Source organism: Oscillibacter sp. (assembly GCF_028693505.1).
In the GTDB taxonomy this organism is placed as follows: Bacteria; Bacillota; Clostridia; order Oscillospirales; family Oscillospiraceae; genus Oscillibacter.
In genome coordinates this window covers 17,292-42,061 of sequence record NZ_JAQUVF010000021.1, presented here as the reverse complement: position 1 = coordinate 42,061, position 24,770 = coordinate 17,292, and the positions used below count along the sequence as shown (strand labels likewise).

The following is a 24,770-nucleotide window of genomic DNA, read 5'->3' as shown; positions in this document are numbered from 1 at the left end:
ACCTGTTTGGTCCCCATAAGTACAGCGTTGGGTCTCCGAGGCCAGTTGAACAAACAATCCATTAGGTGCTCCAAGGTGCTAACCTTTTTGGGGACCTTTTGCTAACATTTTTACTTGACGAACACACATTTTGGAAAGTCTGGACTTTCCATTATAGAAAGTCTTGAAGTTTCATTTTGGAAAGTCAAGACTTCTTGCTTTGAAAAGTCAAGACTGTCACTTTCGGGAAATCCGGGAGTGTCTGTATCCTGCGATGGGGGTGCAGGTGGGACAGCCTTGGTAGCAAATTGCTTGACATAGATTTTGGATGGTTTACCCTGTCCTTGCCGGATGCGCTCAATCAGGCCGATGCCCTTGCAGGTATCCAGTTCGGCAAACAGCCTGACCGCCTTTCCGCTACTGCAATTCAGTGCATTGTGTATCTCCTCCAGCGGATAGTAAATAAACACACGCCCCTGTTCATCGTACCAGCCATTCTTTGCGGACAAACTCATGCGGTCCAGCAGCAGGCCATACAGCAGCTTGGCATCTGTGGACAGGTGCTTGAATTGATCGCCTGTCACCAGCAGGCGGGGGATGCGGTAAAAAGAAAACTGCTCACTTTCCCCGCCATAGAAGTAATCATAGGTCATGTTTTCATTCATACCGCTCCTTTTTTCAGACATAGAAAAAGCACACGATTCATAAAATCGTGTGCTTTTCTTGCTTGTTTGGTTGTCAAAAGTTCGCTCTTAGAGACTGCTCATAAAGCATATTTGTTCGACATTTTTTGCGATGCCTTATGAACATCCCCCTAAAAGGGCGGGCTTTTTTTATAAATTCCCTTGACACAAACGTTTGTTCGAGTTATAGTATTTGTAGAACAATAGTTCGAATGTGGAGGGATTTATCATGACTGGTTGGACGTTCTTTTTTATTCTCGTAGGGGTAGCATTCCTGACGGCGCAGTTCTTTCGTCTCATCGACTTGATTGAGCGTCCCGCCCGCCGTCCCCGTCGGCGGGCCATGGTCCGGTAATGCTTGACCCATGGACGTTTTAGAAAAGCTCACCATCTTGACGGACGCGGCGAAGTACGACGCGGCCTGCACCTCCAGCGGCGGAAACCGGACGGCAAAGGCCGGTTACATCGGCAATACCTCCTCTTCCGTCGCCGGGTGCTGCCACTCCTTTTCCGCGGATGGCCGCTGCGTCACCCTGCTCAAGGTCCTGCTGACCAACCGGTGCGTTTACGACTGCAAATACTGCGTCAATCGCCGCAGCAACGAAACGCGCCGCGCCGCCTTTACGCCGGAGGAGCTGGCGGACCTTACCATTAATTTTTACCGAAGAAACTATATTGAGGGTCTGTTCCTCTCCTCCGGTGTGTTCCGCAGTCCGGACTACACCACGGAGCTGATGATCCAATCCCTTCGTCTTTTGCGGGAGAACTACCGCTTCAACGGCTATATCCACGCCAAAACCATCCCCGGCACCTCGCCGGAATTGGTGGAGCAGCTTGGCCTGCTGGCCGACCGCCTCAGCGTCAATATCGAGCTTCCCTCAGAGGCCGGGCTGAAGGCGCTGGCTCCCGAGAAAACCAAAGCGGCGATTCTGGCTCCCATGGGGCAGATTCAAAAGCGCAACCGAGAGAGCAAGGAAGAGCTGGTCAAATATCGCCACGCGCCCAAATTTGCTCCGGCGGGGCAAAGCACGCAGCTGATCGTCGGCGCCACGGCAGACAGCGACCTGCACATTCTGCGGCTGACCCAAGGTCTTTATGACCGGTATCGGCTCAAGCGTGTGTTCTACTCCGCCTATGTGCCGGTGGTGGAGCATACTCTGCTTCCCTCTCGGGACGTGAAACCGCCTCTGCTGCGGGAGCACCGCTTGTATCAGGCGGACTGGCTGCTGCGGTTTTACGGCTTCCGGGCCGAAGAGCTGCTGGACGATAAAACGCCGGATTTCGACCCCCGGGTGGACCCCAAATGCAGCTGGGCTTTGTCCCATCTGGAATATTTCCCTGTGGAGGTCAACACCGCCGACTATGAGACGCTTTTGCGCGTTCCGGGCGTTGGCGTCACCTCCGCCCGGCGCATCCTCTCCGCCCGGCGGGTTGGGCGGCTTTGCGTCGACGACCTGCGCAGGCTCGGCGTGGTCATGAAGCGCGCCCAGTATTTCCTGACCGCCTCCGGAAAAATTCCGGATGGCCTTCGCTTTACGCCGGACAGCCTCCTGCGAGGGCTGATTGCCGCGGAACGTCCGCTGCTGCCACAGCAGGAGGCGGTGCAGCTTTCCTTGTTCGACGCCGTGGGAGTGGGGTGATGGGATGACGGAAATGGTCTATGTATACGACGGCAGTTTTGAGGGCTTTCTCTCCTGTATCTTTGAAAGCTATGCCAATAAAGAAGTCCTCACCGCGATCTGCCGCGATGAGGACTTTGCGCCGCAATTGTTTGCCTGCCGCTTCATCGAAACGAATGTGGAATACGCAAACCGTGTTATCAGAAAGGTTGTAAAGTGTTCTCCCTATGCAGCGGAGCTTCTACGAAAGGGCTTTCTCTCCTGCCTGTCGGACCGGGAAATCCTGCTTTACCATCTGGTGGTGAAGCTGCTGCGACAGGGTCCCCACTTTCTTGCAAACTTCTCCGACGAAACCCTCAACCCCGTGGTGCGCGCCGTCCGGCATCTGGAGGGGGAAGCCCATCTTTTGAAGGGGTTCGTTCGTTTTTCCGAGCTGGGCGGCGTGCTGGGCAGTGAGATCGAGCCAAAAAATCAGGTCCTGCCCATTTTGCGTAGTCATTTCTGCGCACGCTACCGCAACGAGCGCTTCTTCATTTATGACCGCACGCACCGCCAAGCGTTGTTTTACGCCGCCGGCAAGGCGGTCATTCGCCCACTGGAAGCCTTTCAAATGGCGCCGCCGGACGAGACCGAGGCCAATTACCGCATTCTTTGGAAGCGGTTTTACGATACCGTTGCCATCAAGGAGCGCTTCAATCCCCGCTGTCAGCAAACCCATATGCCCAAGCGATATTGGAAAACCATGACGGAGTTTCAGGACGACGCCTATTTTACGGCCCAAAGCTCTCCCGCAAGCGCTGCAATCCCCGGCGCTCCAAGCGAGACACCTGCACCTGCGAGACTTTCAGAATCCGGGACGTCTGCTCCTGCGTCAGCCCCTTAAAGTAGCGGAGCAAAATCGTCGCCCGCTCCTTTTCCGGCAAACGGTCGATGGCCTCCCGCAGGGCGATTCGCTCCACCAAACCCTCCTCCGGTGCTTCGGTCCCCAGCATGCCCTCCAGCGTCAGCCCGTCGGCCGTCTCCTGCTGCAAGGACTCCGGCGCATCCGTGGCAAGGTCCGTCTGGGCGATCTCTTCCGGCGTGAGGCCCGTGACCTCCGACAGCTCGGAGAGCGCCGGTTCCCTGCCCAATTCATGGCGCAGCCGTTCCCGAACGCCGTAAAGCATTTGCGCTTGCTCCCTGATGCTGCGCCCAACTTTGACCGTTCCATCGTCCCGGAGAAATCGCCGAATCTCCCCCGCGATTTTTGGCACGGCGTAGGTGGAGAAGCACGTTCCATAGGAGAAATCAAACCCCTTTACCGCCTTCAAAAAGCCGAGACAGCCCAACTGATACAAATCGTCCGGGTCCACACCGCGCCCGTAATACCGCCGCACGATGCTCCAGATCAAGCCGTTATTCTCCACAACTGCCTGCTCGCAGGCGTCCCGGTCCCCCTCCTGGGCCGCCCGCAGCAATTCCAGCGTGGCGCTCATTTTGATCCGTTCATCCGCGGCGCCAGCTTTTTGCGCATGACCACCGTTGTTCCCCTTCCCGGAACGGACCGCACGCTCAGCTTGTCCATAAAGCTTTCCATGATGGTAAAGCCCATGCCGCTGCGCTCTTCACCGCCGGTGGTAAACATCGGCTCTCGGGCCTTGTCCACATCCGCTATGCCCCGCCCCCGGTCCTTTACGGTCAATTCCAGGACATTTCCCGGGCAAATGCGCCCCTTTACCAGCACCTTTCCGATGGAATCCGGATAGGCGTGGACGATGGCGTTGGTCACCGCCTCGCTGACGGCAGTCTTGATGTCCTCCAACTCATTCAGCGTGGGATCCATCTGCGCTGAAAAACAGGCAACCGCTGCCCGGGCAAAGCCTTCGTTGCTGCTCCGGCTTGGAAATTCCAATGTCACCTCATTGAGCGCTTTTTTTCTCATTATGTAAACCTCCTCATTATCGTATCGTCACCAGACGTCCAATTCCCGCTGCGTCCAACACCCGCTTTGCCTGAAGCGGAACATTGCACACCAGCAGGCTGCCGTCCAGCAGCTGCATTCTCTGCTGCGCACGCAGGATCAAAGCGATTCCGGAGCTATCCATAAAGGTCACACCGCTCATGTCCAGCACCAATTTGCGGGGCAGGGCCGCGTCGATGGCCTGCTCCACTTCCCGCAGGGCGTTTTGGGCGCCGTGGTGGTCCAATTCTCCGCTGAGCTCCAGCAGCAAATTTTGGTCTGCGCATTTTACTTGCAATTCCATTTTCTTCGCCTCTTTTGTGGATATTTTTCTGTCCTGCCCTTTTGATGCAAAACTTCCATACACGCTTGCTGCGCGGCGTGCGGGCCTTGGCCGCTGCCGTTTCATGCTGTTTTTACGGCGGTGCAGCGTTTTGCGCCGCTACAAAACGACTCCTAGTTTTTTATGGAAAAACCGCAGAATGCGCAAAAAATACCGCAAGACAGGTTGACTTACGGTGATGATAGCATGTCCTGTTTCTGCTTTTTGTCGAAACCGTTGGCGTTTCCCGGAAAATTTATGAAGAGCGCGGACATGGCAATATAAAAACCCCCGAACCGTTTTCAGACGGTTCGGGGGTTTTTCTGTGCTTGCTGCGGGGCAATATTTATGCCTGCATCGCCTTGGCGGATTCCTCCAGTTTGACGATCAGTTCCTTATATTTGGCCGCTTTTTCCTTCTCCGCGTTCACCACTGCCTCGGGGGCCTTGGAGACGAATTTTTCATTGGAGAGCTTCTGCTCCACGATGCGAAGGCCGTTTTCTACCTTCTCCTTCTCCTTGGTGATGCGCTCCAGCTCCGCGGCGATGTCCACCAGCTCGCTCAAGGGCATATACGCCGTGGCGTTGTGGGTGACCACGCTCAAAAGTGAAGTGACGTCCGCGGGCGCAACATCGGAGAAGGTGACCTCTCCGGCGTAGGCAAGGCGCTGGATGAAGTGCATCCCCTGCGCGTAAATGTCCGGCGTGGCGGTGACCAGCAGGACCTCCGCCTTTTTGGAGGGCGGCACATTCATCTCGGCGCGGCGCGCCCGGATGGCCTTGATGGTATCCATGACCGCCTCCATCGCGGCTTCTTCCACCGGGAAGTTCAGCTCCTCCCGATATTCCGGCCATTTGGCGGTCATGAGGAATGCGTCCTCATGGGGCAGCGCCTGGAAAATCTCCTCCGTGATGAAGGGCATGAAGGGATGCAGCAGCTTCAAAAGCTGAGTCAGCACGTAGCAAAGGACGTTCTGCGCCGTCAGCTTGGCATTCTCGTCCTCCCCGCCCATGCGGGTCTTGGTCAGCTCGATATACCAGTCGCAGTAGGTGTCCCACAGGAAATCATAAACCTTGGCGGAGGCCACGCCGATCTCATAGCTGTCCAGATTCTCAGTGACCTCCTTCACCAGCGTGTTCAGCTTGGAAAGGACCCACTTGTCCTCCTGCTCCAACTTGTCCGCCGCCGGCAGCTCGCACCGGTCGATGGTGAGGTTCATCATAACAAAACGGCTGGCGTTCCAGATCTTATTGGCAAAGTTCCGCATGGCCTCGCACTTTTCGGTATAGAAGCGCGTGTCGTTTCCGGGGCTGTTGCCGGTGATGAGGTTGAAGCGCAGGGCGTCCGCGCCGTACTTTTCCGCCATCTCCAGCGGGTCGATGCCGTTGCCAAGGGACTTGGACATCTTGCGGCCCTTGTCATCCCGGACCAGACCGTGGATCAGGACGGTGTGGAACGGAATCTTCTTCATCTGCTCGCAGCCGGAGAAGATCATCCGGGCCACCCAGAAGAAGATGATATCATAGCCGGTGACCATCACGGATGTGGGGTAGAAATACGCCAAATCCTCGGTCTTATCCGGCCAGCCCAGCGTGGAAAACGGCCACAGCGCGCTGGAAAACCAGGTGTCCAGCACATCCGGGTCCCGGGTGAGGTGGGTGGAACCGCATTTTGCGCACTTCGTGGGGTCCTCCCGATCTACATTGATGTGGCCGCACTCGTCGCAGGTCCACGCGGGGATTTGATGGCCCCACCAAAGCTGGCGGGAAATGCACCAGTCGTGGACGTTTTCCATCCAGTTCGTATAGGTCTTGGCGAAGCGCTCGGGGACGAATTTTACCTCGCCCTCCTGCACGACCCGCAGCGCCTCCTTGGCGAGCGGCTCCATCTTGACGAACCACTGGGCGGAGATCAGCGGCTCCACATCGTTGTGGCAGCGGTAGCAGGTGCCCACATTATGATTATAGGGTTCCGCCTTGATGAGGTATCCCTGCTCCTCCAAATCCTTCACGATCTGCTTGCGGCACTCATAACGGTCCATTCCGTTGTACGGCCCGCCGTTTTCGTTGATCTTTCCGTCGTCGCCGATACAGCGGATAACCTCCAGATTGTGGCGCAGGCCCACCTCGAAGTCGTTGGGGTCGTGGGCGGGCGTCATCTTCACGGCGCCGGTGCCAAAGCCCAGCTCCACGTAATCGTCCGCTACAATGGGAATCTCCCGGTTCATGATGGGCAGGATGCATTTCTTCCCCACCAGAGCGCGGAAGCGCTCATCCTCCGGATTGACGGCTACGCCGGTATCGCCCATCATGGTCTCCGGCCGGGTGGTTGCCACCACCAGATCGCCGGAGCCGTCCGCGAGCGGATAGCGGATATACCACAGGTGGCCGGGCTTGTCCACATACTCTACTTCCGCGTCGGAGAGGGCCGTGATGCAGTGGGGGCACCAGTTGATGATGCGGCTGCCCTTGTAGATCATGCCCTTGTCGTACAGCTCGCAGAAGGTTTCCCGGACGGCCTTGGAGCAGCCCTCGTCCATGGTGAAGCGGGCGCGGCTCCAGTCGCAGGAGACGCCCATCTTCTTTTGCTGCTCCACAATGCGGTCGCCGTACTTTTCCTTCCACTGCCAGACGCGCTGGAGAAACTTCTCCCGGCCCAGATCATAGCGGGTCTTGCCTTCCTTGACCCGCAGCTCCTCTTCCACCTTGATCTGGGTGGCGATGCCGGCATGGTCAGTGCCGGGCAGCCACAAGGCGGAGTAACCCTGCATCCGCTTAAAGCGTGTCAGGATATCCTGCAGGGTGGAATCCAACGCGTGCCCCATATGCAGCTGACCGGTAACATTGGGGGGCGGCATCACGATGGAAAACGGTTTTTTTTCAGGGTCCGGCTCCCCCCGGAAGCAGTTGCCGTCCATCCACATCTGATAGATGCGGGACTCCACCTGCTGAGGTTCATAGACCTTGGACAGTTCTTTGTTCATATGGATTTCTCCTTTTCAGGTTATTTCACGTACTGATACGTTTTTCCGCAGGAGCGCTCCAGCTCCCCGCGCAGCTCCCCGCCATTGCGGCCGGGCACCTTGTCAAGGCACACGACCAGACTCGCCAGCGGGTCCAGAAAGATGAAGTCGTATCCGCGGTAGTTCACCAGCGCATAGACCTTATCATAGTTGTGGCGGATTTTCTGATCGCCGATGACCTCGTAAAAACAGCTCCCCTCAAACTGGAGCTTTCCGTTGTAGAGCACCCGCATCCGGGCGAACGCCGCGCTGACAAGGTTTGGGATCAGACCGGCAACCAGGAACAACATGCCGATCATCACATAGCTGATGCGCCGGAAGGACGCGCCGTCGGCACTGATGGCATTCCACGCGCTCCAGGTCCGCCAAATGCCGATGGCCAGACACACGGCCCGGAACAAGAGCATCTGCTTCCGGCGAAACAGCTTTTCCGAAACCGTGTACAGCGCCAGCAGCTGCCGGTAGTTTAAACTCATCTCCGCTTCAAATTTCATTCGTTTTCTCCCTTATCTGATCTTGATTACCGGCTTACCGGCGGTGTGGCTGATAAACTCCCGAAACGCCTCCGGCGTTCCCTGCTGAAAATCCCGCTTTGGTAAAATGTGTGCGGTCCGCGGGGAATCAAACAGATAATAGCGGTCCCGGTCCTCGTAAATGCTCTGGAGCACGAAATAATCCAGTTCGCTGCGCACGCCCTTGGATTCCTGTGTAAAGTGATAGACGTCAAACCGGTAGCGCAGCGTCTCCCCCTTGTGCTGATAGGATTTCCACGCTCGGGCGCGGCCAACGGGTCCGCCCCGGCTTTGCAGAAAGAACCAGCCCATGCCGAGAAAAAACAGCGTTGCGCCCGCCAAAATCCCGCCGACCTCCCCGTCACCGTCCTGCGCAAAGGCGGAAACAGCGCTGCTCCCCATCAAAATCGCCAGCAGAAAGCAAAGCCCCGCCAGAAAGACGCCCAGTACCCGCGAAATTTTTGTGAAGGTGCGGACCGCCCTTCTGGAGTAAAAAAAGGCGTCGTAAAAGCCCTTGATATCCTCCGCCTGATAGACGGTCTCCACAAAATAGTTCATTTCCGTCTCCCTTCCACAAAAAAACGCCCCGAGCCAAAAGGCTCAGGGCGAACAAAAGTCCGTGGTACCACCTGGATTCGGGAAATTCCCGCACTCTCCGACGCCGCAGCGCCGTTCCCCGATAACGGTGGGCATCCGCCGCGGCTTACTCCACTCGTTCAGCCGCAGTGCTCCGGGACGACTTCTCCGCCGACGTCACGGAAACTTTCACCAAACCGTTTCCTCTCTTTGCTTTCCGCCGACGTGTACTGCTCCCCATCCTTGCACTTCCAATATACCGTATTAGTATAGTATACCCATTTTGGATTGTCAAGGTCAGCTCAGGCGCAAAATTTCCTTTTTCAGACGGGAAATGATTCGTTTTTCCAAGCGGGAAATGTAGGACTGTGAAATTCCAAGCTGATCCGCCACCTCTTTTTGCGTCTGTTCCTTGGTGCCGCCCAGCCCAAAGCGCATGGTAATGATCTCCTTTTCCCGGGGCGTCAGGATCTGGATGGCCGCAGCCAGCAGACTCCGGTCCACGTCCTCCTCGATGGGGCGCATCACGATGTCTGCGTCGGTGCCCAGCACATCGGAAAGCAGCAGCTCGTTGCCGTCCCAGTCCGTGTTCAGCGGCTCGTCAAAGGAGACCTCCCCCTTCCGGTTGGCATTTTTCCGCAGATACATTAAAATTTCGTTTTCGATGCAGCGGGAAGCATAGGTGGCCAGCTTGATATTTTTCTCCGTTCGGTAGGTCCCCACCGCCTTGATGAGCCCAATGGTCCCAATGGAGATCAGGTCCTCGATGCCAACCCCCGTATTTTCAAAGCGCCGTGCAATATAGACGACCAACCGCAGATTGTGCTCGATCAGTTCCTTTTTGGCCCCCTCGTCCTCCAGACGCTCCAGCAGCTCCGCTTCCCGCTCCCGGCTCAGCGGGGGCGGCATCGTATCGCAGCCGCCGATGTAATGGACTCCCTCAACCGGCAGCAGTCCCAGCCGAATCAGCAGACGCCGCCATGCATCTACCAGTCCTTTCATGCCATCCTCCCTTTCTCACATCACCGCCCCACAAGGCAGTATATCCATTTCCAAGCTCCGTGGGGGAAAGCGCCAGGCGCAGACCATCGTATCGGACGCCGCCGATCTCGGTCCAATCCGTTTGCACCGTGAGCAGTAACCCGCCGGATACCCCCACCGCGTGAAACGGGAGCAGCCTCGGTCGAAGCCCCGGCGCGGCCAGCAGCACCGGCTCCAGCAAATCAGCGGGCGCGCGGAGATGCTCCGGCGTGCACAGCCGTCTTACGCCGGGGGGCAAAACGCTCTCCGGCGCGCCGGGCGCCGTCACCAGTACCGGCCGCCCGTCCGACGGGTCCCGGACGGTATTGCCGCTGTCCCAAAGCGCCGTCAGCACAGCCGTCCGCCCTCCGACAGATATCCGGACCGGCAGGAGGCGGCCCTCCAGCGCGCAGCGGGCCGTCGCCCGGAACACCACGTTCCCCAGCAAATACGCGCCTGCCGCCGCAACCAGCAAAACCGTTCCATCCACATCCGTATAAAAAATACCGTTGACCATCGGTACGCCGCCCCCCGCCAGCAGACCCAGCGCCAGCACGCAGCCCGCCATGGCGCAGGAGAGAGCAAACAGCAAAAGCGTCAGCCGCAGCAGCTTCCGCTCTCCCCCGTATGCAATGAGCGCCAGCAGCACGCCCACCGCCAGCTTTACCGGCGTGGAGGCGAGAAAGGAAAGCCCCGGCAAAAAAACCGACACCGCATAGGCGCCGCCGGTCAACGCACCCAAAAGATACCGCCGACGCCGCAGCGGAATTCCGGCGAGGCGGGCGGTGAGGAGCAGAAGCAGATAATCCATGGCTCCGTTGAGCAAAAATACGCTGTCCACATATACCACCGTCACGTGCATCCCTCCGTTTCACCCTGTCATTATAGGGCAGGCCCGCAGGAAATACCGTCGCAAAAAGAAAGGGACGGCCAAAAGGCCGTCCCGCGAAGAACGCTCATAGGAAAAGGGACAGCCACACTCGCTTTGTGGCTGCCGTATCGTCAATATCCAAAGCCAAACACGACCGCGTCCGTGGTCTCGGTCCCCATGTCATAGAAATACCCTTTACCGTGACCGGTGATATTCATGTAAATCCCCCCTACCCACATGGGGGAACGCATGCCCATAATAACTTACCACAAAGCCTTCAGCGCAATGTTCAGCTTCTTCATATCTCTTTCTGTCTGCACCTGCCAAAAGCAATGCTCTTTCTTTGGATGAGATGTTTTTCTTAAATAAACGGCATAATCATGGACGCCACCAGCGCCACGATCATCACCACCACCAGCGCCAGCGCAATGGCCCGGGTCGCAGATTTTTTCATACGCTCTCCTCCTTTGTCAGGATCTTTCGGATACTCTTCTCCGCCTTGCTGCGTGGCACCAGCAATTCATGTCCGCAGCCCAGACAACGAAGCCTGATGTCCATGCCCACTCGCAGAATTTCCCATTGGGTGCTCCCGCAGGGATGGGCTTTTTTTAACTCTACCCGATCATGCAAATGCAGATCCATACACGCCTCCTGTCAATCCGGTCTCCTCTTGTGCATATGATACCAATAAAACGTCAAGCCGCGACGCGCGGCAGATAGGATGCGATCAAACATGCCGTTGAATCAACTTTTTCCGCCGGAGGGACTGCGCCCTCCCAACACGTATGCACTGTCCGACCTGAAAGAAGCGCTGGAGCAAGGCTCCATTCTGGAAGGAACCGTGCAGCGGTGCGACACCAGTCACACGCTTCACCTGCCCCTTGGCAGCATAGCCGGACAAATCCCCATCGGGGAGGCCATCGCCCCCTGGATCAGCGGTTCAAATCGTGATATTTCCGTAATATCAAGAGTCGGAAAGCAAACTTGCTTTACAGTTCAAAAGCTCTATGCCGATGAAAAAGGCGCGCCGATGGCACTGCTCTCCCGCCGGGCGGCGCAGGAGGCGGCGATGGCGTTTTTCATGGAGCACCTGGTTCCGGGAACGGTCCTCACCTGCCGGGTGACCCGGCTTGAGACCTTCGGGGTCTTTCTGGACATCGGCTGCGGCATCATTGCCATGCTGCCCATCGAGCATATCTCCGTCTCCCGCATCTCCCACCCCAAGGAACGGTTCCGTGAGGGGCAAAAGATTTTGGCGGTGGTCTGGTCCGTGGACCGCGAGGCCCGCCGCATCACCATGACGCACCGGGAGCTTCTTGGCACGTGGATGGAAACCGCCAGCCGGTTTGCCCCCGGCGAGACGGTGCGCGGCATCGTCCGCAGCGTCAAGGAATACGGCAGCTTCATCGAGCTTATGCCAAATCTCTCGGGACTTGCGGATGTGCGCGAGGGGCTGACGCCGGGAGACGGCGTCTCCGTATACATCAAAAGCATCCGCCCCGAACGGATGAAGATCAAACTGCACATCGTGGAAAAACTGCCCGCGCCAATGGAGGCGGAACCGCTTTCCTATCAGATCACCGACGGCACGCTGACCCACTGGGTCTATTCCCCGCCAGGCTTCGAGCGAGCGCCCATCGAGACTGATTTCACAGCGTCCGCCCCTTGATCTTTTCCCAATAGCTCTTGGCGGCCTGTTCCGTTTTGTTGTCGCCCCACTCGTAATAGCGGGCGTTTTTCAGCGTGTCGGGCAGGTATTGCTGCTCCACCCAGCGATTTGGGAAATCGTGGGGATAGAGATAGTGCTGCTGATTATCGAAGCCGGTGGTATCCGCGTGGACGTTTTGCAGCTGGCGGGGGATCTCCCCGCTCTTTCCCTTTTGCAGATCACCCATGGCGGCAAGAATGGCATTGTGGGCCGTATTGGATTTCGGCGCGGTGGCCAGCAGCACGGCGGCCTCCGCCAAAGGTAGCCGCGCCTCCGGCAGCCCCACCTGCAGCGCCGCATCCACGCAGGCCTTCGTCACCACCATCGCCATGGGATAGGCAAGCCCGATATCCTCCGCGGCGATCACCAGCAGCCGCCGACAGGGCGAGAGCAGGTCCCCGGCCTCCAAGAGCCTCCCCAAATAGTGGACTGCCGCGTCCGGGTCGCTGCCCCGAATGGATTTTTGCAGCGCGGAGAGGATGTCGTAGTGGGCGTCCCCATCCCGGTCATAGCGCATAGCGCTGCGCTGTGCAACCTGTGAAGCATCATCCCTTGTCAGGAAAAGCTTCCCCTCCCGGGGCTGCGCCGCCTGAGAGAGAAGCTCCACAGCGTTGATGGCCTTGCGCACATCGCCCCCGCAGGCCGTTGCGATCTGAAGCGGCACCCCGTCCTCCCAGTCCAGCGGCAGCTGAGAGCGCCCGCGCTCCACCTCCAGCGCCCGCAGAACGGCGGCTTCCGCCTCCTCGGCGGTCACCGCCTTAAATTCAAACACCGTGCTGCGGGAGAGCAGCGCGCTGTACACGTAGAAATAGGGATTTTCCGTGGTGGAAGCGATCAGCGTCAGCTTCCCGTTTTCCATAAATTCCAGCAGACTCTGCTGCTGTTTTTTGTTGAAATACTGAATCTCGTCCAGATACAGCAGCACGCCGCCGGGCGCCAGCAACGTCCCCACATCGGCAATGATGTCTTTGATATCCTGCAAGGACGCGGTGGTGGCGTTGAGCCGATAGAGCGTTTTGTTGGTTTTCGCCGCGATGATGTTGGCGATGGTGGTCTTTCCGGTGCCGGAGGGTCCGTAAAAGACCATATTGGCATCGGTGCCGCTTTCGATCAGGCGGCGGAGCACCGCGCCGGGCGAGAGCAAATGCCGCTGGCCGACAACCTCTTCCAATGTTTGCGGCCGGATCTCGTCCGCCAAAGGGCGCTGCATGGCTATCCCACCTTTCCCTGTCCTGACTTTTTATTTTACCATATTTCGCAGAAAATTACCATGGTTTTTTCACTGGTCAGCTGTCGAAACTTGTGGTATACTCACTTCATCTCAACAAGAGGTGAACGCCATGAAATCGAAAGCCGCCCTCGCCCGCATCATCGCCGCGCTCAAGGAGCTGTATCCGGAGGCGCTTTGCTCCCTGCAATACGACAAGGATTATGAACTGCTGTTCGCCGTGCGGCTCTCCGCCCAATGCACCGACGAGCGGGTCAACAAGGTGACGCCGGCGCTGTATGAACGCTTTCCCACACTGGAGAGCTTCGCGGAAGCGGAAATAGCGGAGGTGGGCGCGTACATCCACTCCTGCGGCTTCTTCAACAGCAAGGCCCGGGACATCGTTCTCTGCGCGCAAAAGCTCCTTGCGGAGCACGGCGGCAAGGTCCCCGGCACCATGGAAGAGCTGACCGCCCTTCCGGGCGTTGGCCGCAAGACCGCAAACCTGATTTTGGGCGACGTATACGGCGAGAGCGCCTACGTCTGCGACACCCACTGCATCCGCATCACGGGCCGGCTGGGGATCACAGACGGGTCCAAGGACCCTCTCTCGGTGGAGCGGCAGCTGCGCGCCGTCCTTCCGCCCAGGGAATCCTCCGACTTCTGCCACCGGATGGTCCTCTTCGGCCGGGACACCTGCACCGCCCGCACGCCCAAGTGCGAGGGCTGTCCCCTCCGCCGGGACTGCGACACCGGGAAGGCCGCAAAATAACGATTTTCTGTGCCTGCGCGGCTGCGCAGGCACTTTTTTTCATTTGTCAACATATACTGTTTTGGAACCGATCATCTTTTGAACTCCAAGGAGGCACTATGGACGAAAATACTACCCGGCTGGTCGAACAGCTCAAAAGCAATCCTGCCATGCTCCAGTCCCTGATGCGGTCCCGGGACGGGCAGGCACTCATGCAGATGCTGACCCAGAGCGATCGGGGCGCGGGCTTGCAGCATGCAGCCCAATCCGCCGCCCGGGGCAATCCCGTGGAAATGGTAAAGCTGGTAAATCAGGTCATGCAAAGCCCCGGCGGTGCGGAGCTAGTAGAGCGTATCAACAAAGCGATCCAGAAATAAGCGGAAAGGCGGGTGACGGGCGTGGCTGAGTTTGACGAAAAACTGAATAGTCTGCTGTCCAATCCGGACGCCATGGCCCAGATCATGCAGCTGGCCCAGTCCTTCTCCGGCGGGCAGACGCAGACGCCGCCGCCCCAGCAGCAGTCGCCGCCCCCGCCTCCTCCAACGCCCGCAGCCCCCGGCGGACAGTCGATGCCAAACTTCAGCCCGGACCTGCTCTCCTCCCTGACCGGCGGTTTGGACCCAAAGCTCCTGATCAAGCTGCTGCCTCTGGTGCAGGAGCTGGGCAGCCAGCAGGACTCCAATGCCCGGCAGCTGCTCTTCGCCCTACGGCCCTATCTGAAAGAGGAACGGCAGGAAAAGGTCGAGCGCGCTGCAGCTGGCCCGTCTTTTCCATCTGGGCAAAAAATTTTTGTCGGGATGGGGGGAGTGAGGCATGTATAACCGCTACATTCGAAACGACAACGGCACCTATACGCACATTCCGGAGGAGGATCGCCGCCAAACGCCGCCGCCCCCTCCGGGGAATCGGGGGCCGCAGTCACCGCCGCCGGGGGGGCACGGACCGCAGCCGCCCCCTCCGCCCCCGCCTCCACCCCCGGGCGGTCCGGAGCCACGGTCCGGCGCCTTCACTGACGGACTCACCGGATTTTTACGCCACATTCTGGACCAGCTGCATCTGGACCATGTGGACACCGGGGATCTTCTGCTTCTGGGCCTTCTCTTCTTTCTCTTCCGGGAGGATGCGGACGAGGAGCTGCTGGTGGCGCTTGGCTTGCTTTTGATCCTGTGAAAAAGAGGCAGCGCCCCGGCGACTTTCCAACCAGCGTATCGTTTCAGGGCGGCATTGTTTTTAACAATGCCGCCCTGAAACGTCTTTTTACAAATCGTCCTCCACCACAAAATGCACATTGCCGTCTTCCGCTGAAAACGTGATTTTGCAGGTATACGCAGCGCCGTCCTGCGTTTCCAATTGAACCGTGACCACACCGTTTCCCAAGTAGGTCAATTCGCTTTCCATGTGCGTTTTGGCATGGATTCCACACCGCTGGCAATTACCGTCTTGATCCATGAAGGCGAGATTGCTTGTCTGCTCTTTCACATCTGTAAACAGCACAACGCCCACCCGCTCAAAAGCAAAATCCGCAGCGGCAACGCAGTCAACGACGGACCAGTCGGCATTGGCGTTTTTTTGACAAAATAAGGCTTCTATCTCCCGGGCGGTCCATTCTGTTTCCTGCGCGATCTCCCCATCCTCCGCGCCGCTGCCGCTTTCTTCAGCGGTTTCGGGCGATTCTCCGCTTTGTCCGCAAGACACAAGGGCGAACATGCACAGGACAAGGAGCATTGATAACGCCATTCTCTTCATCGTATCTCCCTCTTGAGCAGACGCGCTGCGTCTATGTGTCCAGCAAAACTCGTCCGTCCGGCAGCGTAAAGTTCGCCGCCGCGGGCGCTGCCGCCACCGTCAGCGCCGCCATGCGATACACCGTCTCTCCGTCCAGCAGTTTTTCCGCCACCGCCAGAAGGCCGGTGTCCACACTGACCCAGTAGCGCGTCACATACCCGCCCTCATCTGCGGCCGTCTCCACGTAGATGCAGTTTAAGCCGGAGATCGTGCGGTAATCCGCCGCAGTAATCTCTTCTTCTTCCAACTCCAGAATATCCTCGTATGTGGGGATTGCCTGTTCATTGTCGGCGGAAATCTCCCCGGCAGGCGCCGCGTAAACGGCGGTCTCGCTGTTATACCAGATGTAGGTGGTCTCCCCGTCTGTCAGCGTGTGGCGGACCTGCCCCGTCGTCAGCGTCCGGTCCGTACGGGTCCAGCCGTCCAGAACCGCCACCGACGCGTTCTCCGTGCTGCTGCCGCCGCTCCAGATCTGCTCCACCGTCACGGTCCGGCTGTATGCGGCGGGCCTTTTGAGCGTCTCCACGGCGGCGCGCACCGTCCGGGGCGTCACCTCCACCACGCTCAGCGCTCCGCCGTCGTTTTCAGGCGTTTCCCCGCCTGGGTCGTCGGGCACCGAGGCGGACGCGGGCAGCTCGATATGCGTGGTGCGGCGCAGGGTGTTGCCCAGCATCAGCGCCACCGTCAAAATGGTCAGCGTCACGAAGGCCCACGTGATCCAATTCCGCTTTCGTTTATCCAACGCGCCGCCTCCTCCCCGGTTTCCTCCCGCTCTTTTTTACGCCTGATAGTCCGCCGGGCGCTCGCCCCGGCCAAAATGCCAAAGGATAGCGTCCGCGATGCGCCGGCAGGCATTCCCGTCTCCATAGGGGTTCACCGCATGGGCCATCCGGCGGTAGGCCTCCTCGTCGCAGATCAGCCGCTCCGCCATGGTCACAATATCGTCTTGCGCCACGCCGCAGAGCTTCACCGTCCCGGCGTCCACGGCCTCCGGACGCTCCGTCTCCCGGCGCAGCACCAAAACGGGCTTGCCAAGGGCAGGCGCCTCCTCCTGCAAGCCGCCGGAATCCGTCAGCACCAGATAGCACCGCGCCATCAGATTGTGCATCTCGTCGGCGGGCAGGGGATCGATCAGATGGACCCGGGGCGCTCCCCGGAGATACCGGTCCACCGCCTCCCGGACCACCGGGCTGAGGTGAACGGGATACACCAGCTCCACATCCTCGTGGGCTTCCGCGATCTGGCGCAGCGCCAGCATAATATTTTTCATCGGCTCCCCGTAATTTTCCCGCCGGTGGCAGGTCACGAGAAGGATCTTCTTCTCCCCGTAGGGCAGGTCGTTCAGCTCCTCGGTAGAAAAGCGATAGTCCGGGCGAACGGTGGTTTTCAGCGCGTCGATGACCGTGTTTCCGGTGATAAACACGCCCTTGGTGATCCCCTCTCCCAGGAGGTTGTTTTGATTGTTCACCGTGGGGCAAAAATAGAGGTCCGCAATGGCGGAAACCAGCTTTCGATTCATTTCCTCCGGAAAGGGAGAATACTTGTCATAGGTTCGAAGGCCTGCCTCCACGTGCCCCACAGGCACCTGATGGTAAAAGGCGGACAAGGCCCCCGCGAAGGTGGTGGAGGTGTCGCCATGGACCAGGATCATGTCCGGTTTCAGGGCGTCAATGGCCTCGTCCATCCCGGTGAGGCACTTGCTGGTGATGGTGGAAAGGGTCTGCCGGGGCGTCATGATGTCCAAATCGTAATCCGGTTTCAGGTCAAAGACCTCCAGCACGCTGTCCAGCATCTGCCGGTGCTGGGCGGTGACGCAGCAAAGGCTCTCGATCTCCGGACGGCGGGCCAGTTCCTTCACCAGCGGACACATTTTAATCGCTTCCGGCCGGGTGCCGAATACGCTCATAATACGAAGCTTGTCCATTTACGATTCCTCGTCTTTCTTCTCTTCCGGCTCCTGCGGATGATGTCCGTGTTCCTTCAGCTCTTCCAGCTCCTCGTGCATTTCCTCTTTGACCTCCTTGGGAAACACCACCCGGGCGGTCACGATGGCCACAATGCACAGCGCGGCAAAAAACAGCATGGCCTTCTGCTCGCCGCCGGTGGTCAGCACCACGGCGGAAAGGCCCAGAATGGCGGAGATCACATACAGCGTTGCCACCGCCTGCTTTTGGCTCAGCCCCATGTCGATAAGCCGGTGGTGAATGTGGCTGCGGTCGGCATGCATGGGGCTTTGCCCGTGGGCGATCCGCCGGATAAAGGCAAAGGCCGTGTCAAAAATGGGCAGGCCCAGAATGAGGAAGGGCACCACAAAGGAGATGACCGCGTAATACTTGAACAGGCCCTGAATGGACATGGTGGCGAGAATAAAGCCCAAGAAGGTTGCGCCGGTATCTCCCATGAACATTTTGGCGGGGTTCAGGTTGTAGGGCATGAAGCCCACACACGCGCCCACCAGCGCCGCCATCACAATGGCAACCTGCGTCTCGGAGGCCATCAGGGCGATGACCAGCATGGTGGTGGCGGAGATGGCGGAAACGCCGTTGGCAAGGCCGTCCAGCCCGTCGATCAAATTCACGGAGTTGGTGATGGCCACGATCCAGAGCACCGTGAAGGGGACGGACAGCCCGCCCAGCACCCAGTAGAGATTTTCGGAAAAAATATTGGGATTGGAAAACGCCAGAATCGTCACGCCGTGGGTGGCGGGAATGAGGGCCGCCAAAATCTGCACCACGAACTTAAACATGGCGGGCAGGGCCATGATGTCGTCCACCACGCCCAAAACCACGATCACCACCGCGCCCAGCAGGATGCTTTGCATCTGAACGTTGCCGCGGATATTGATGAAGAGCAGGATGCTCACCATAAAGCCGATGAAGATAGCAAGCCCCCCCAGACGGGGAATGGGCACCTTATGCATCCGGCGGGCATCCTTGGGCACGTCGATGGCGCCCACCTTATAGGCAAACGTCTTGACCACCGGCGTCATCAGAAAGCTGATGACCAGCGCCACAAGCAGCGCCAAAACCACATAGGCGATCAGCTGATTATTCAATGGCATGTTCGTCCTCCGTCAGCGCGCCAAAAAGCCCACTTTTTTGTAGACCTTGCCCACGGTGCGATCCGCCACATGGCTGGCCTTTTCCGCGCCCGCGCGGTACACGCTCTCAAGGTAGCTCTTGTCCGCAAGCAGATGCTCCGTCTCCTCCCGGATGGGGCGCAGCAGCTCCACCACGGACTCGCCCACGGCGGTTTTGAAATCGCCGTAGCCCCGGCCGTCAAACTCCCGCTCGATCTCGTCGAACGTCTTGCCGGTGGCAACGGAATAAATCTGCATCAGGTTGGAAACGCCGGGCTTTGCAGCCGGGTCGAAGCGCACGCAGGCGTCCGAGTCCGTCACGGCCTTTTTGAATTTACGCAGGATGTCCTCCGCCTTTTCCAGCATGTAGACGCACCCGCCGGGGTCCTTGTCCGACTTTGACATCTTGTTTTCCGGGGAGGTCAGGCTCATCACCCGGGCGCCCACCGGGGGAATATACGGCTCCGGAATTTTAAATACGTCCCCGTAGATACCGTTAAAACGGGTGGCAATATCCCGGCAGATCTCCACGTGCTGCTTCTGATCGCCCCCCACCGGCACCAGGTCCGCCTGATAGAGCAGAATGTCCGCCGCCATCAGGGCCGGATAGGTGAAGAGGCCCGCGTTGATGTTGTCCGCATTCTTGGCGGACTTGTCCTTGAACTGGGTCATGCGGGAAAGCTCGCCAAACATGGTATAGCAATCCAGCACCCAGCCCAGCTGGGCGTGGGCCGGGACGTGAGACTGGACGAACAGCACGTTCTTCTCCGGGTCGAGGCCGCTGGCGATATAGGTCGCAAGCTGGGTCAGCGTATGTCGGCGCAGGTCCGCAGGCACCTGCCGGACCGTGATGGTGTGCATGTCCGCCATCATATAATAGCAGTCGTATTCATCGGCCAGCGCCGCCCAGTTTTTGATGGCTCCCAGATAAGACCCCAGCGTCAGATCGCCGGAGGGCTGAATTCCGCTTAAAATCCGCTTCTTGTGCACTTCGTTTTCCATTGTCGGAACACCTCAAATCTTTCTATTGAAAGCGCCCTGTCAAAAGGCGCAATTTAACTTATATAGTGTATCACAGGCGTTGAAAAACCGCAAGTCCGGCCTTGACATTCTTCCTCATAAAAGCCATAATGTAGTTTGTTATATTGTGTAAAAAATTCCGGCATGGAGGTACTTGCATGGCACTTGACAGGAAGTTCTTTGAAGAGATGGAGGATCGGATCCCCAAGGGGAAGGTCCGCACCCGGTTTGCCCCCTCCCCCACCGGCTACATGCACGTGGGAAATCTGCGCACCGCCCTCTATACGTGGCTCATCGCCCGTCACGCCGGCGGCGCCTTCCTCCTCCGCATTGAGGATACCGATCAGGGCCGTCTGGTGGAGGGCGCCACGGACGTCATTTACCGCACCATGGCAGAGTGCGGCCTCACCCACGACGAAGGACCCGACATCGGCGGCCCCGTCGGCCCCTACATCCAGTCCGAGCGCCGGGGGCTGTACGGCAAATACGCCGAGCTGCTGGTGGAAAAGGGCGCGGCCTATTACTGCTTTTGCGAAAAGGCGGAGTCCGAGGAGGACAGCGGCAATTTTGTCCGTGGGGACGATCCCTGCCGCGCCATGAGCCCAGCCGAGGTGGAAGCCCAGCTTTCTTCCGGCAAGCCCTATGTTATCCGCCAGCGCATCCCCCACGAGGGGACCACCTCCTTCCACGACGTGTCCTTCGGCGACATCACCGTGGAAAACAAGACGCTGGACGATCAGGTGCTGCTCAAGCGGGACGGACTGCCCACCTACAACTTTGCCAACGTGGTGGACGACCACCTCATGGGCATCACCCACGTGGTGCGCGGCAGTGAGTATCTCTCCTCCGCGCCCAAGTACAATCTGCTCTACGAGGCCTTCGGCTGGGACATCCCCACCTACGTCCACTGCTCTCCCGTCATGCGGGACCAGCATAACAAGATGAGCAAGCGCCACGGCGACCCCTCCTACGAGGATCTGATTGCTCAGGGCTATCTCACCGCCGCTGTTTTGAACTATGTGGCGCTGCTGGGCTGGGCGCCCAAGGGCGAGCGCAGCGAGCAGGAGATTTTCTCTCTTGCGGAGCTGGTGGATGCCTTTGACATTGCGGGCATCTCCAAGTCCCCCGCCATTTTTGATATGGCCAAGCTGGACTATTTCAACGCCACCTATCTGCGCGCCCTTCCGGCGGAGGAATTTGCAGCCGTGGCGAAGCCCTATATCCGCCAGAGCGTAAAAAATCCCGCCATCGACACCGCCGCTGTGGCGGCCCTGCTGCAAGCGCGGTGCGAAAAGCTGACGGACATTCCCGAGAAGGTGGACTTTTTTGACGCGCTCCCCGATTATGATGTGGAGTTTTTCACGAATAAGAAGTCCAAGACCGATTCCGCCGTCTCCTTGGAGATGCTCTCCGCGGCGCTCCCCGTGCTGGAAGCCCTGCCGACTTGGACCACGGAGGCCATTCACGACGCGCTGATCGACCTCGCCGTCTCTCTCGGCGTGAAGAACGCCACGCTGATGTGGCCCGTCCGCATTGCCGCCGCCGGCAAGCTGGTGACGCCCGGCGGCGCGGTGGAGCTGTGCTGCATTCTGGGCCGGGAGGAAACCCTTCGCCGTCTGCGCCTCGGCATGACGAAGCTGCGCGGATGACAGAGCTTTTCAAGCAGCGGTACAAAGACCTTTTCTCCGCCATCTGGCGGCAGGGATTTTCCTACCAGGTGTTTCGCACCGCCGTCTCCTTTCTTTTGCTGGCAGCTTTGTTTTTTGCCGCCAGCATGGCTCTGCCGGAGCTGCGGGATTTTCTGGTGCATCAGGTCCTTGAAACGCTGGGCGGCATCGGCGCCATCGACGATACCGGCGCCATCTCCCCGCTGATCCTGTTTTCCAACAATGTGCAGGCCTGCGCCATGATCATGCTCTACGGCTTCATCCCCTTTCTGCGCATGCCTGCCATGACTTTGGGCGTCAATGCCATGATGCTTGGGGTGCTTGGCGCGTGGTACGCTCAGCAGGGCGTTTCCCCCCTCATCTATCTTGCCCTGCTGCTCCCCCACGGCGTCGTGGAGCTTCCGGCACTGGTGCTGGCCATCGCCACCGGCTTATTCCTGTGCGATCAGGTGACCCGGATGATCCGGGGGCGGGAGCATACCCTCTCCCTTTCGGACTGTCTTTTGCTGCTTTGCCGGATGCTGCTGTTGGTGCTGGTCCCGGCGCTGTCCGCGGCAGCCTTGCTGGAGGCCTATGTCACGCCCCTTCTGATGTCGATTCTTCTTTGACTATAATTCACATAAAAAGGACTGGTTTTATCACATGAGCAAACTGACCATCCCCGCCGGTTACCGGATGCCCCTGACCAACAACGAGTTGCAGCGGGCCATTGAGCTGATCCATGCGGATTTTCAGCACAACCTGACCGTGCGGCTGAACCTGCACCGGGTCTCCGCCCCCCTGTTTGTGGACGGAAAAACCGGCTTGAACGATGACCTCAACGGCGTGGAGCGCCCCGTCTCCTTTGATATTCCGGACGTGGGGACCGACGGACAGGTGGTCCACTCTCTTGCCAAGTGGAAGCGTCTGGCGCTGAAGCGGTATGAGTTCAAGCTGGGCACCGGGCTTTATACCGACATGAACGCCATCCGTCGGGATGAGGAGGTGGACAATCTCCACTCCATCTATGTGGACCAGTGGGACTGGGAAAAGCACATCGACGTGTGCAACCGAAACGCCCTTTATCTGAAGGAAACCGTGCGGGACATTGTGGGCTGCATCTGCGACACCGCAACCGCCCTGCGAAACGCCTTCCCGCTTCTGACCTTCCGCCCGGACCGGGACGTGTACTTCATCACCACCCAGGAGCTGGAGGACCGCTTCCCCGACCTCTCCCCCAACGAGCGGGAAACGGAAATCTGCCGCAGACACCACACCGTGTTCCTCATGCAGATCGGCAAAACCCTCAAATCCGGCAAGCGGCACGACGGCCGCGCCCCGGACTATGACGACTGGGACCTCAACGGCGATATCCTCATGTGGAACCCGGTACTGGAAAGCCGGTTTGAGATCTCCTCCATGGGCATTCGTGTGGACGCCGGGGCGCTGGACCGCCAGCTCACCCTCGCCGGCTGCGACGCGCGGCGAAACCTGCCCTTCCACCAGATGCTGCTGCAAGGCGAGCTGCCCCAGTCCATCGGCGGCGGCATCGGGCAATCCCGTCTTTGCATGCTGCTGCTGGGCACCTGCCACATCGGCGAGGTGCAGGCAAGTCTTTGGGACAGCGCCACTGCCGAAGCGTGCGAAAAGGCCGGCATCACCCTTTTATAAGCGGTCTTTCCAACGCAGATACCTTTCATTTTCGTGTTAGAAATACAAAAAACCTGGCCTGATCGTGGATCAGGCCAGGTTTTTTTATGCATATCCGCGCCCGCTGCCAAAGCGGCGCTCAGCTCAGAATGTCAGCCGCCAGTGCGTCGGCCAGTGCTTCCAGGGCGGCGCGCTGGTCTTCCTTCGCGGTGGATTTCAGCGTGACGGTGTTTTGCAGCACCGTCATCTCCTTCATGGAGCCCACCAGTTCGGCCATCAGCTTCCCGGACTGGGGCGCCCAGGAGCCGTTTTCGATCAGAGCCACCGTGCGGCGCTGGAAGTTATGGGCCTTCAAATCCAGCAGCAGGTTTTCCATTGGGGTGAAGATGCCATTATTATATGTAGAGGCCGCCAGCACCAAGTGGCTGAAACGGAAGGCCTCCCCCACCATGTCGGACACGGGGTGCTGAGAGAGGTCGTACAAGGCGATCTCCCGCACGCCATTCTCCGCCAGACGGGCAGCCACGATCTCCGCCGCGTTTTCCGTATTGCCGTAGACCGAGGCGCAGGCGATGAAAACGCCCTTCTCCTCCGGCGTATAGGTGCTCCAGCGCTGATATTTCTCCACAAACCAGCCGATATCCTTGCGCCAGATGGGACCGTGGAGCGGGCAGACCATGGCAATGTCCAGCCCCGCCGCCTTTTTCAGCAGGGACTGCACCTGCACGCCGTACTTGCCAACGATATTGGCATAGTACCGCCGGGCGTCCGGCAGCCACTGGCCCTGAAAATCCAGCTCGTCGGCGAAGAGGTTGCCACCCAGCGCGCCGAAGGTGCCGAAGGCGTCTGCGGAGAAGAGGATTTTTTCCGTGGTATCGTAAGTCACCATGACCTCCGGCCAGTGGACCATAGGCGCCATGGCAAAGGTGAACGTATGATGCCCGGAGATCAGCGTGTCCCCCTCCTTCACCGTTCGACTGTGGCCGGAGAGATCCAGACCGAAAAACTGGTCGATCATGGACATCGTCTTGACGCTGCCCACCACTTCCACGTCGGGATAGCGGCGCAGCAGCTCGCTGAGCGTTGCGGCATGGTCCGGTTCCATGTGGTTCACCACCACATAGTCCAGCATCCGCCCCTGCAAACCATATTCCAGATTTTCAAAAAACCGCTCGCCCACGGACTTGTCCACCGTGTCCAGCAAAACCGTTTTTTCATCCAGCACCAGATAGGCGTTGTAGGAAACGCCTCTTGGAATGGGGTAAATATTCTCAAATAAAGCCAGCCGCCGGTCAGACCCTCCCACATAGAGGACATCCGGCGCAATGGTTCGTACGCAATGCATGGTCCGCGCTCCCTTTCCGGTGATAATTTTCACAAT

At 58.7% G+C, this 24,770-nt stretch carries 30 protein-coding genes and 1 other annotated feature; of the genes, 12 read left to right on the top strand and 18 right to left on the bottom strand.

The window, feature by feature from the left end; translation table 11 throughout:
- Positions 1-110: 110 nt before the first annotated feature.
- Positions 111-644, bottom strand: a complete 534-nt coding sequence (locus PHI30_RS07730) for a replication initiator protein A (protein WP_300026170.1) — start codon at positions 642-644, stop codon at positions 111-113.
- A gap of 247 nt (positions 645-891) precedes the next feature.
- On the opposite strand from PHI30_RS07730, the gene PHI30_RS07725 reads away from it, so the two are divergent.
- Genes PHI30_RS07725 through PHI30_RS07715 form a run of 3 tightly spaced genes read left to right on the top strand, consistent with a single transcriptional unit; the run spans position 892 to position 3,164 of the window.
- On the top strand, positions 892-1,017 hold the full coding sequence (locus tag PHI30_RS07725; RefSeq protein WP_300026167.1) for a hypothetical protein: 126 nt from the start codon (positions 892-894) through the stop codon (positions 1,015-1,017).
- Positions 1,018-1,027: 10 nt separating this feature from the next.
- The gene (locus PHI30_RS07720) at positions 1,028-2,302 is read left to right on the top strand and encodes a putative DNA modification/repair radical SAM protein (protein ID WP_300026162.1); all 1,275 of its coding nucleotides are present in this window, start codon (positions 1,028-1,030) and stop codon (positions 2,300-2,302) included.
- Positions 2,303-2,306: 4 nt separating this feature from the next.
- Positions 2,307-3,164 (top strand): TIGR03915 family putative DNA repair protein, encoded by an 858-nt coding sequence (locus PHI30_RS07715; RefSeq protein ID WP_300026159.1) that lies wholly within the window; start codon positions 2,307-2,309, stop codon positions 3,162-3,164.
- Here PHI30_RS07715 and PHI30_RS07710 read toward each other — a convergent pair.
- The 3 genes from PHI30_RS07710 to PHI30_RS07700 are packed head-to-tail and all read right to left on the bottom strand — an operon-like array spanning position 3,052 to position 4,524.
- Entirely contained in the window at positions 3,052-3,756 is a 705-nt protein-coding gene (locus PHI30_RS07710; protein WP_300026157.1) for a sigma-70 family RNA polymerase sigma factor, read from the bottom strand. The two genes, PHI30_RS07715 and PHI30_RS07710, sit on opposite strands and share 113 nt — an antisense overlap.
- Positions 3,753-4,202 carry an anti-sigma F factor gene (spoIIAB, locus tag PHI30_RS07705; RefSeq protein ID WP_300026154.1) on the bottom strand — a complete coding sequence of 150 codons (450 nt, stop codon included), beginning with the start codon at positions 4,200-4,202 and terminating at the stop codon, positions 3,753-3,755. The genes PHI30_RS07710 and spoIIAB overlap by 4 nt, the downstream gene beginning before the upstream one ends.
- Positions 4,203-4,218: 16 nt before the next feature.
- On the bottom strand, positions 4,219-4,524 hold the full coding sequence (locus PHI30_RS07700; RefSeq protein ID WP_300026151.1) for an anti-sigma factor antagonist: 306 nt from the start codon (positions 4,522-4,524) through the stop codon (positions 4,219-4,221).
- Between the two features lie 16 nt (positions 4,525-4,540).
- Between PHI30_RS07700 and PHI30_RS07695 the strand changes: the two genes are divergently transcribed.
- The gene (locus PHI30_RS07695; protein WP_300026149.1) at positions 4,541-4,732 is read left to right on the top strand and encodes a hypothetical protein; all 192 of its coding nucleotides are present in this window, start codon (positions 4,541-4,543) and stop codon (positions 4,730-4,732) included.
- A 156-nt stretch (positions 4,733-4,888) separates the two neighbouring features.
- Here the strand turns inward: PHI30_RS07695 and PHI30_RS07690 are convergent, their stop codons facing one another.
- The 7 genes from PHI30_RS07690 to PHI30_RS07660 all read right to left on the bottom strand — a co-directional run bounded on the left by PHI30_RS07690 (position 4,889) and on the right by PHI30_RS07660 (position 11,185).
- Positions 4,889-7,525 (bottom strand): valine--tRNA ligase, encoded by a 2,637-nt coding sequence (locus tag PHI30_RS07690; protein ID WP_300026146.1) that lies wholly within the window; start codon positions 7,523-7,525, stop codon positions 4,889-4,891.
- Positions 7,526-7,545: 20 nt separating this feature from the next.
- A complete protein-coding gene (locus PHI30_RS07685; RefSeq protein WP_300026143.1) occupies positions 7,546-8,058 on the bottom strand; it encodes a hypothetical protein in 513 nt (170 codons plus the stop codon).
- Between the two features lie 12 nt (positions 8,059-8,070).
- A complete protein-coding gene (locus PHI30_RS07680; protein WP_300026140.1) occupies positions 8,071-8,634 on the bottom strand; it encodes a YcxB family protein in 564 nt (187 codons plus the stop codon).
- A 40-nt stretch (positions 8,635-8,674) separates the two neighbouring features.
- Positions 8,675-8,905 (bottom strand) — a binding site (T-box leader).
- A gap of 44 nt (positions 8,906-8,949) precedes the next feature.
- Positions 8,950-9,654, bottom strand: coding sequence for an RNA polymerase sporulation sigma factor SigE (gene sigE, locus PHI30_RS07675; protein ID WP_300026137.1), 705 nt, complete (start codon positions 9,652-9,654; stop codon positions 8,950-8,952).
- Complete coding sequence (locus tag PHI30_RS07670; protein ID WP_300026135.1) at positions 9,593-10,528, bottom strand: sigma-E processing peptidase SpoIIGA; 936 nt, start codon at positions 10,526-10,528, stop codon at positions 9,593-9,595. The genes sigE and PHI30_RS07670 overlap by 62 nt, the downstream gene beginning before the upstream one ends.
- A 146-nt stretch (positions 10,529-10,674) precedes the next feature.
- Entirely contained in the window at positions 10,675-10,800 is a 126-nt protein-coding gene (locus tag PHI30_RS07665) for a hypothetical protein (protein WP_300026133.1), read from the bottom strand.
- 193 nt (positions 10,801-10,993) lie between these two features.
- On the bottom strand, positions 10,994-11,185 hold the full coding sequence (locus tag PHI30_RS07660; protein ID WP_300026130.1) for a DUF951 domain-containing protein: 192 nt from the start codon (positions 11,183-11,185) through the stop codon (positions 10,994-10,996).
- Positions 11,186-11,276: 91 nt separating this feature from the next.
- On the opposite strand from PHI30_RS07660, the gene PHI30_RS07655 reads away from it, so the two are divergent.
- A complete protein-coding gene (locus tag PHI30_RS07655; protein ID WP_300026127.1) occupies positions 11,277-12,212 on the top strand; it encodes a S1 RNA-binding domain-containing protein in 936 nt (311 codons plus the stop codon).
- On the opposite strand, the gene PHI30_RS07650 is transcribed toward PHI30_RS07655, so the two are convergent.
- Positions 12,193-13,461: a replication-associated recombination protein A gene (locus PHI30_RS07650; protein WP_300026124.1), complete on the bottom strand. Its 1,269-nt coding sequence runs from the start codon at positions 13,459-13,461 to the stop codon at positions 12,193-12,195. The two genes, PHI30_RS07655 and PHI30_RS07650, sit on opposite strands and share 20 nt — an antisense overlap.
- 130 nt (positions 13,462-13,591) lie before the next feature.
- On the opposite strand from PHI30_RS07650, the gene nth reads away from it, so the two are divergent.
- The 4 genes from nth (at position 13,592) to PHI30_RS07630 (ending at position 15,379) form a co-directional block, all read left to right on the top strand.
- Complete coding sequence (nth, locus tag PHI30_RS07645) at positions 13,592-14,230, top strand: endonuclease III (protein WP_300026122.1); 639 nt, start codon at positions 13,592-13,594, stop codon at positions 14,228-14,230.
- A 98-nt stretch (positions 14,231-14,328) separates the two neighbouring features.
- Entirely contained in the window at positions 14,329-14,586 is a 258-nt protein-coding gene (locus tag PHI30_RS07640; protein WP_300026119.1) for a hypothetical protein, read from the top strand.
- 21 nt (positions 14,587-14,607) lie between these two features.
- The gene (locus PHI30_RS07635; protein WP_300026117.1) at positions 14,608-15,030 is read left to right on the top strand and encodes a hypothetical protein; all 423 of its coding nucleotides are present in this window, start codon (positions 14,608-14,610) and stop codon (positions 15,028-15,030) included.
- The gene (locus PHI30_RS07630) at positions 15,023-15,379 is read left to right on the top strand and encodes a hypothetical protein (RefSeq protein WP_300026114.1); all 357 of its coding nucleotides are present in this window, start codon (positions 15,023-15,025) and stop codon (positions 15,377-15,379) included. Before PHI30_RS07635 ends, PHI30_RS07630 begins: the two co-directional genes overlap by 8 nt.
- Positions 15,380-15,466: 87 nt before the next feature.
- Here the strand turns inward: PHI30_RS07630 and PHI30_RS07625 are convergent, their stop codons facing one another.
- Genes PHI30_RS07625 through trpS form a run of 5 tightly spaced genes read right to left on the bottom strand, consistent with a single transcriptional unit; the run spans position 15,467 to position 20,075 of the window.
- Positions 15,467-15,955: a hypothetical protein gene (locus PHI30_RS07625; protein ID WP_300026111.1), complete on the bottom strand. Its 489-nt coding sequence runs from the start codon at positions 15,953-15,955 to the stop codon at positions 15,467-15,469.
- Positions 15,956-15,986: 31 nt separating this feature from the next.
- Positions 15,987-16,736, bottom strand: a complete 750-nt coding sequence (locus PHI30_RS07620) for a hypothetical protein (RefSeq protein ID WP_300026108.1) — start codon at positions 16,734-16,736, stop codon at positions 15,987-15,989.
- 36 nt (positions 16,737-16,772) lie between these two features.
- Positions 16,773-17,918 (bottom strand): non-hydrolyzing UDP-N-acetylglucosamine 2-epimerase, encoded by a 1,146-nt coding sequence (wecB, locus tag PHI30_RS07615; protein WP_300026105.1) that lies wholly within the window; start codon positions 17,916-17,918, stop codon positions 16,773-16,775.
- A complete protein-coding gene (locus PHI30_RS07610) occupies positions 17,919-19,055 on the bottom strand; it encodes an MraY family glycosyltransferase (protein WP_300026102.1) in 1,137 nt (378 codons plus the stop codon).
- Positions 19,056-19,067: 12 nt separating this feature from the next.
- On the bottom strand, positions 19,068-20,075 hold the full coding sequence (gene trpS, locus PHI30_RS07605) for a tryptophan--tRNA ligase (RefSeq protein ID WP_300026099.1): 1,008 nt from the start codon (positions 20,073-20,075) through the stop codon (positions 19,068-19,070).
- A gap of 176 nt (positions 20,076-20,251) precedes the next feature.
- Between trpS and gltX the strand changes: the two genes are divergently transcribed.
- Genes gltX through asnA form a run of 3 tightly spaced genes read left to right on the top strand, consistent with a single transcriptional unit; the run spans position 20,252 to position 23,410 of the window.
- Positions 20,252-21,742, top strand: coding sequence for a glutamate--tRNA ligase (gene gltX / locus PHI30_RS07600; protein WP_300026096.1), 1,491 nt, complete (start codon positions 20,252-20,254; stop codon positions 21,740-21,742).
- Positions 21,739-22,368, top strand: coding sequence for a stage II sporulation protein M (locus tag PHI30_RS07595; protein WP_300026093.1), 630 nt, complete (start codon positions 21,739-21,741; stop codon positions 22,366-22,368). Before gltX ends, PHI30_RS07595 begins: the two co-directional genes overlap by 4 nt.
- Positions 22,369-22,402: 34 nt before the next feature.
- Positions 22,403-23,410 (top strand): aspartate--ammonia ligase, encoded by a 1,008-nt coding sequence (asnA, locus tag PHI30_RS07590; protein WP_300026090.1) that lies wholly within the window; start codon positions 22,403-22,405, stop codon positions 23,408-23,410.
- A 118-nt stretch (positions 23,411-23,528) separates the two neighbouring features.
- On the opposite strand, the gene PHI30_RS07585 is transcribed toward asnA, so the two are convergent.
- Positions 23,529-24,734 (bottom strand): FprA family A-type flavoprotein, encoded by a 1,206-nt coding sequence (locus tag PHI30_RS07585; protein WP_300026087.1) that lies wholly within the window; start codon positions 24,732-24,734, stop codon positions 23,529-23,531.
- Positions 24,735-24,770: the final 36 nt, after the last annotated feature.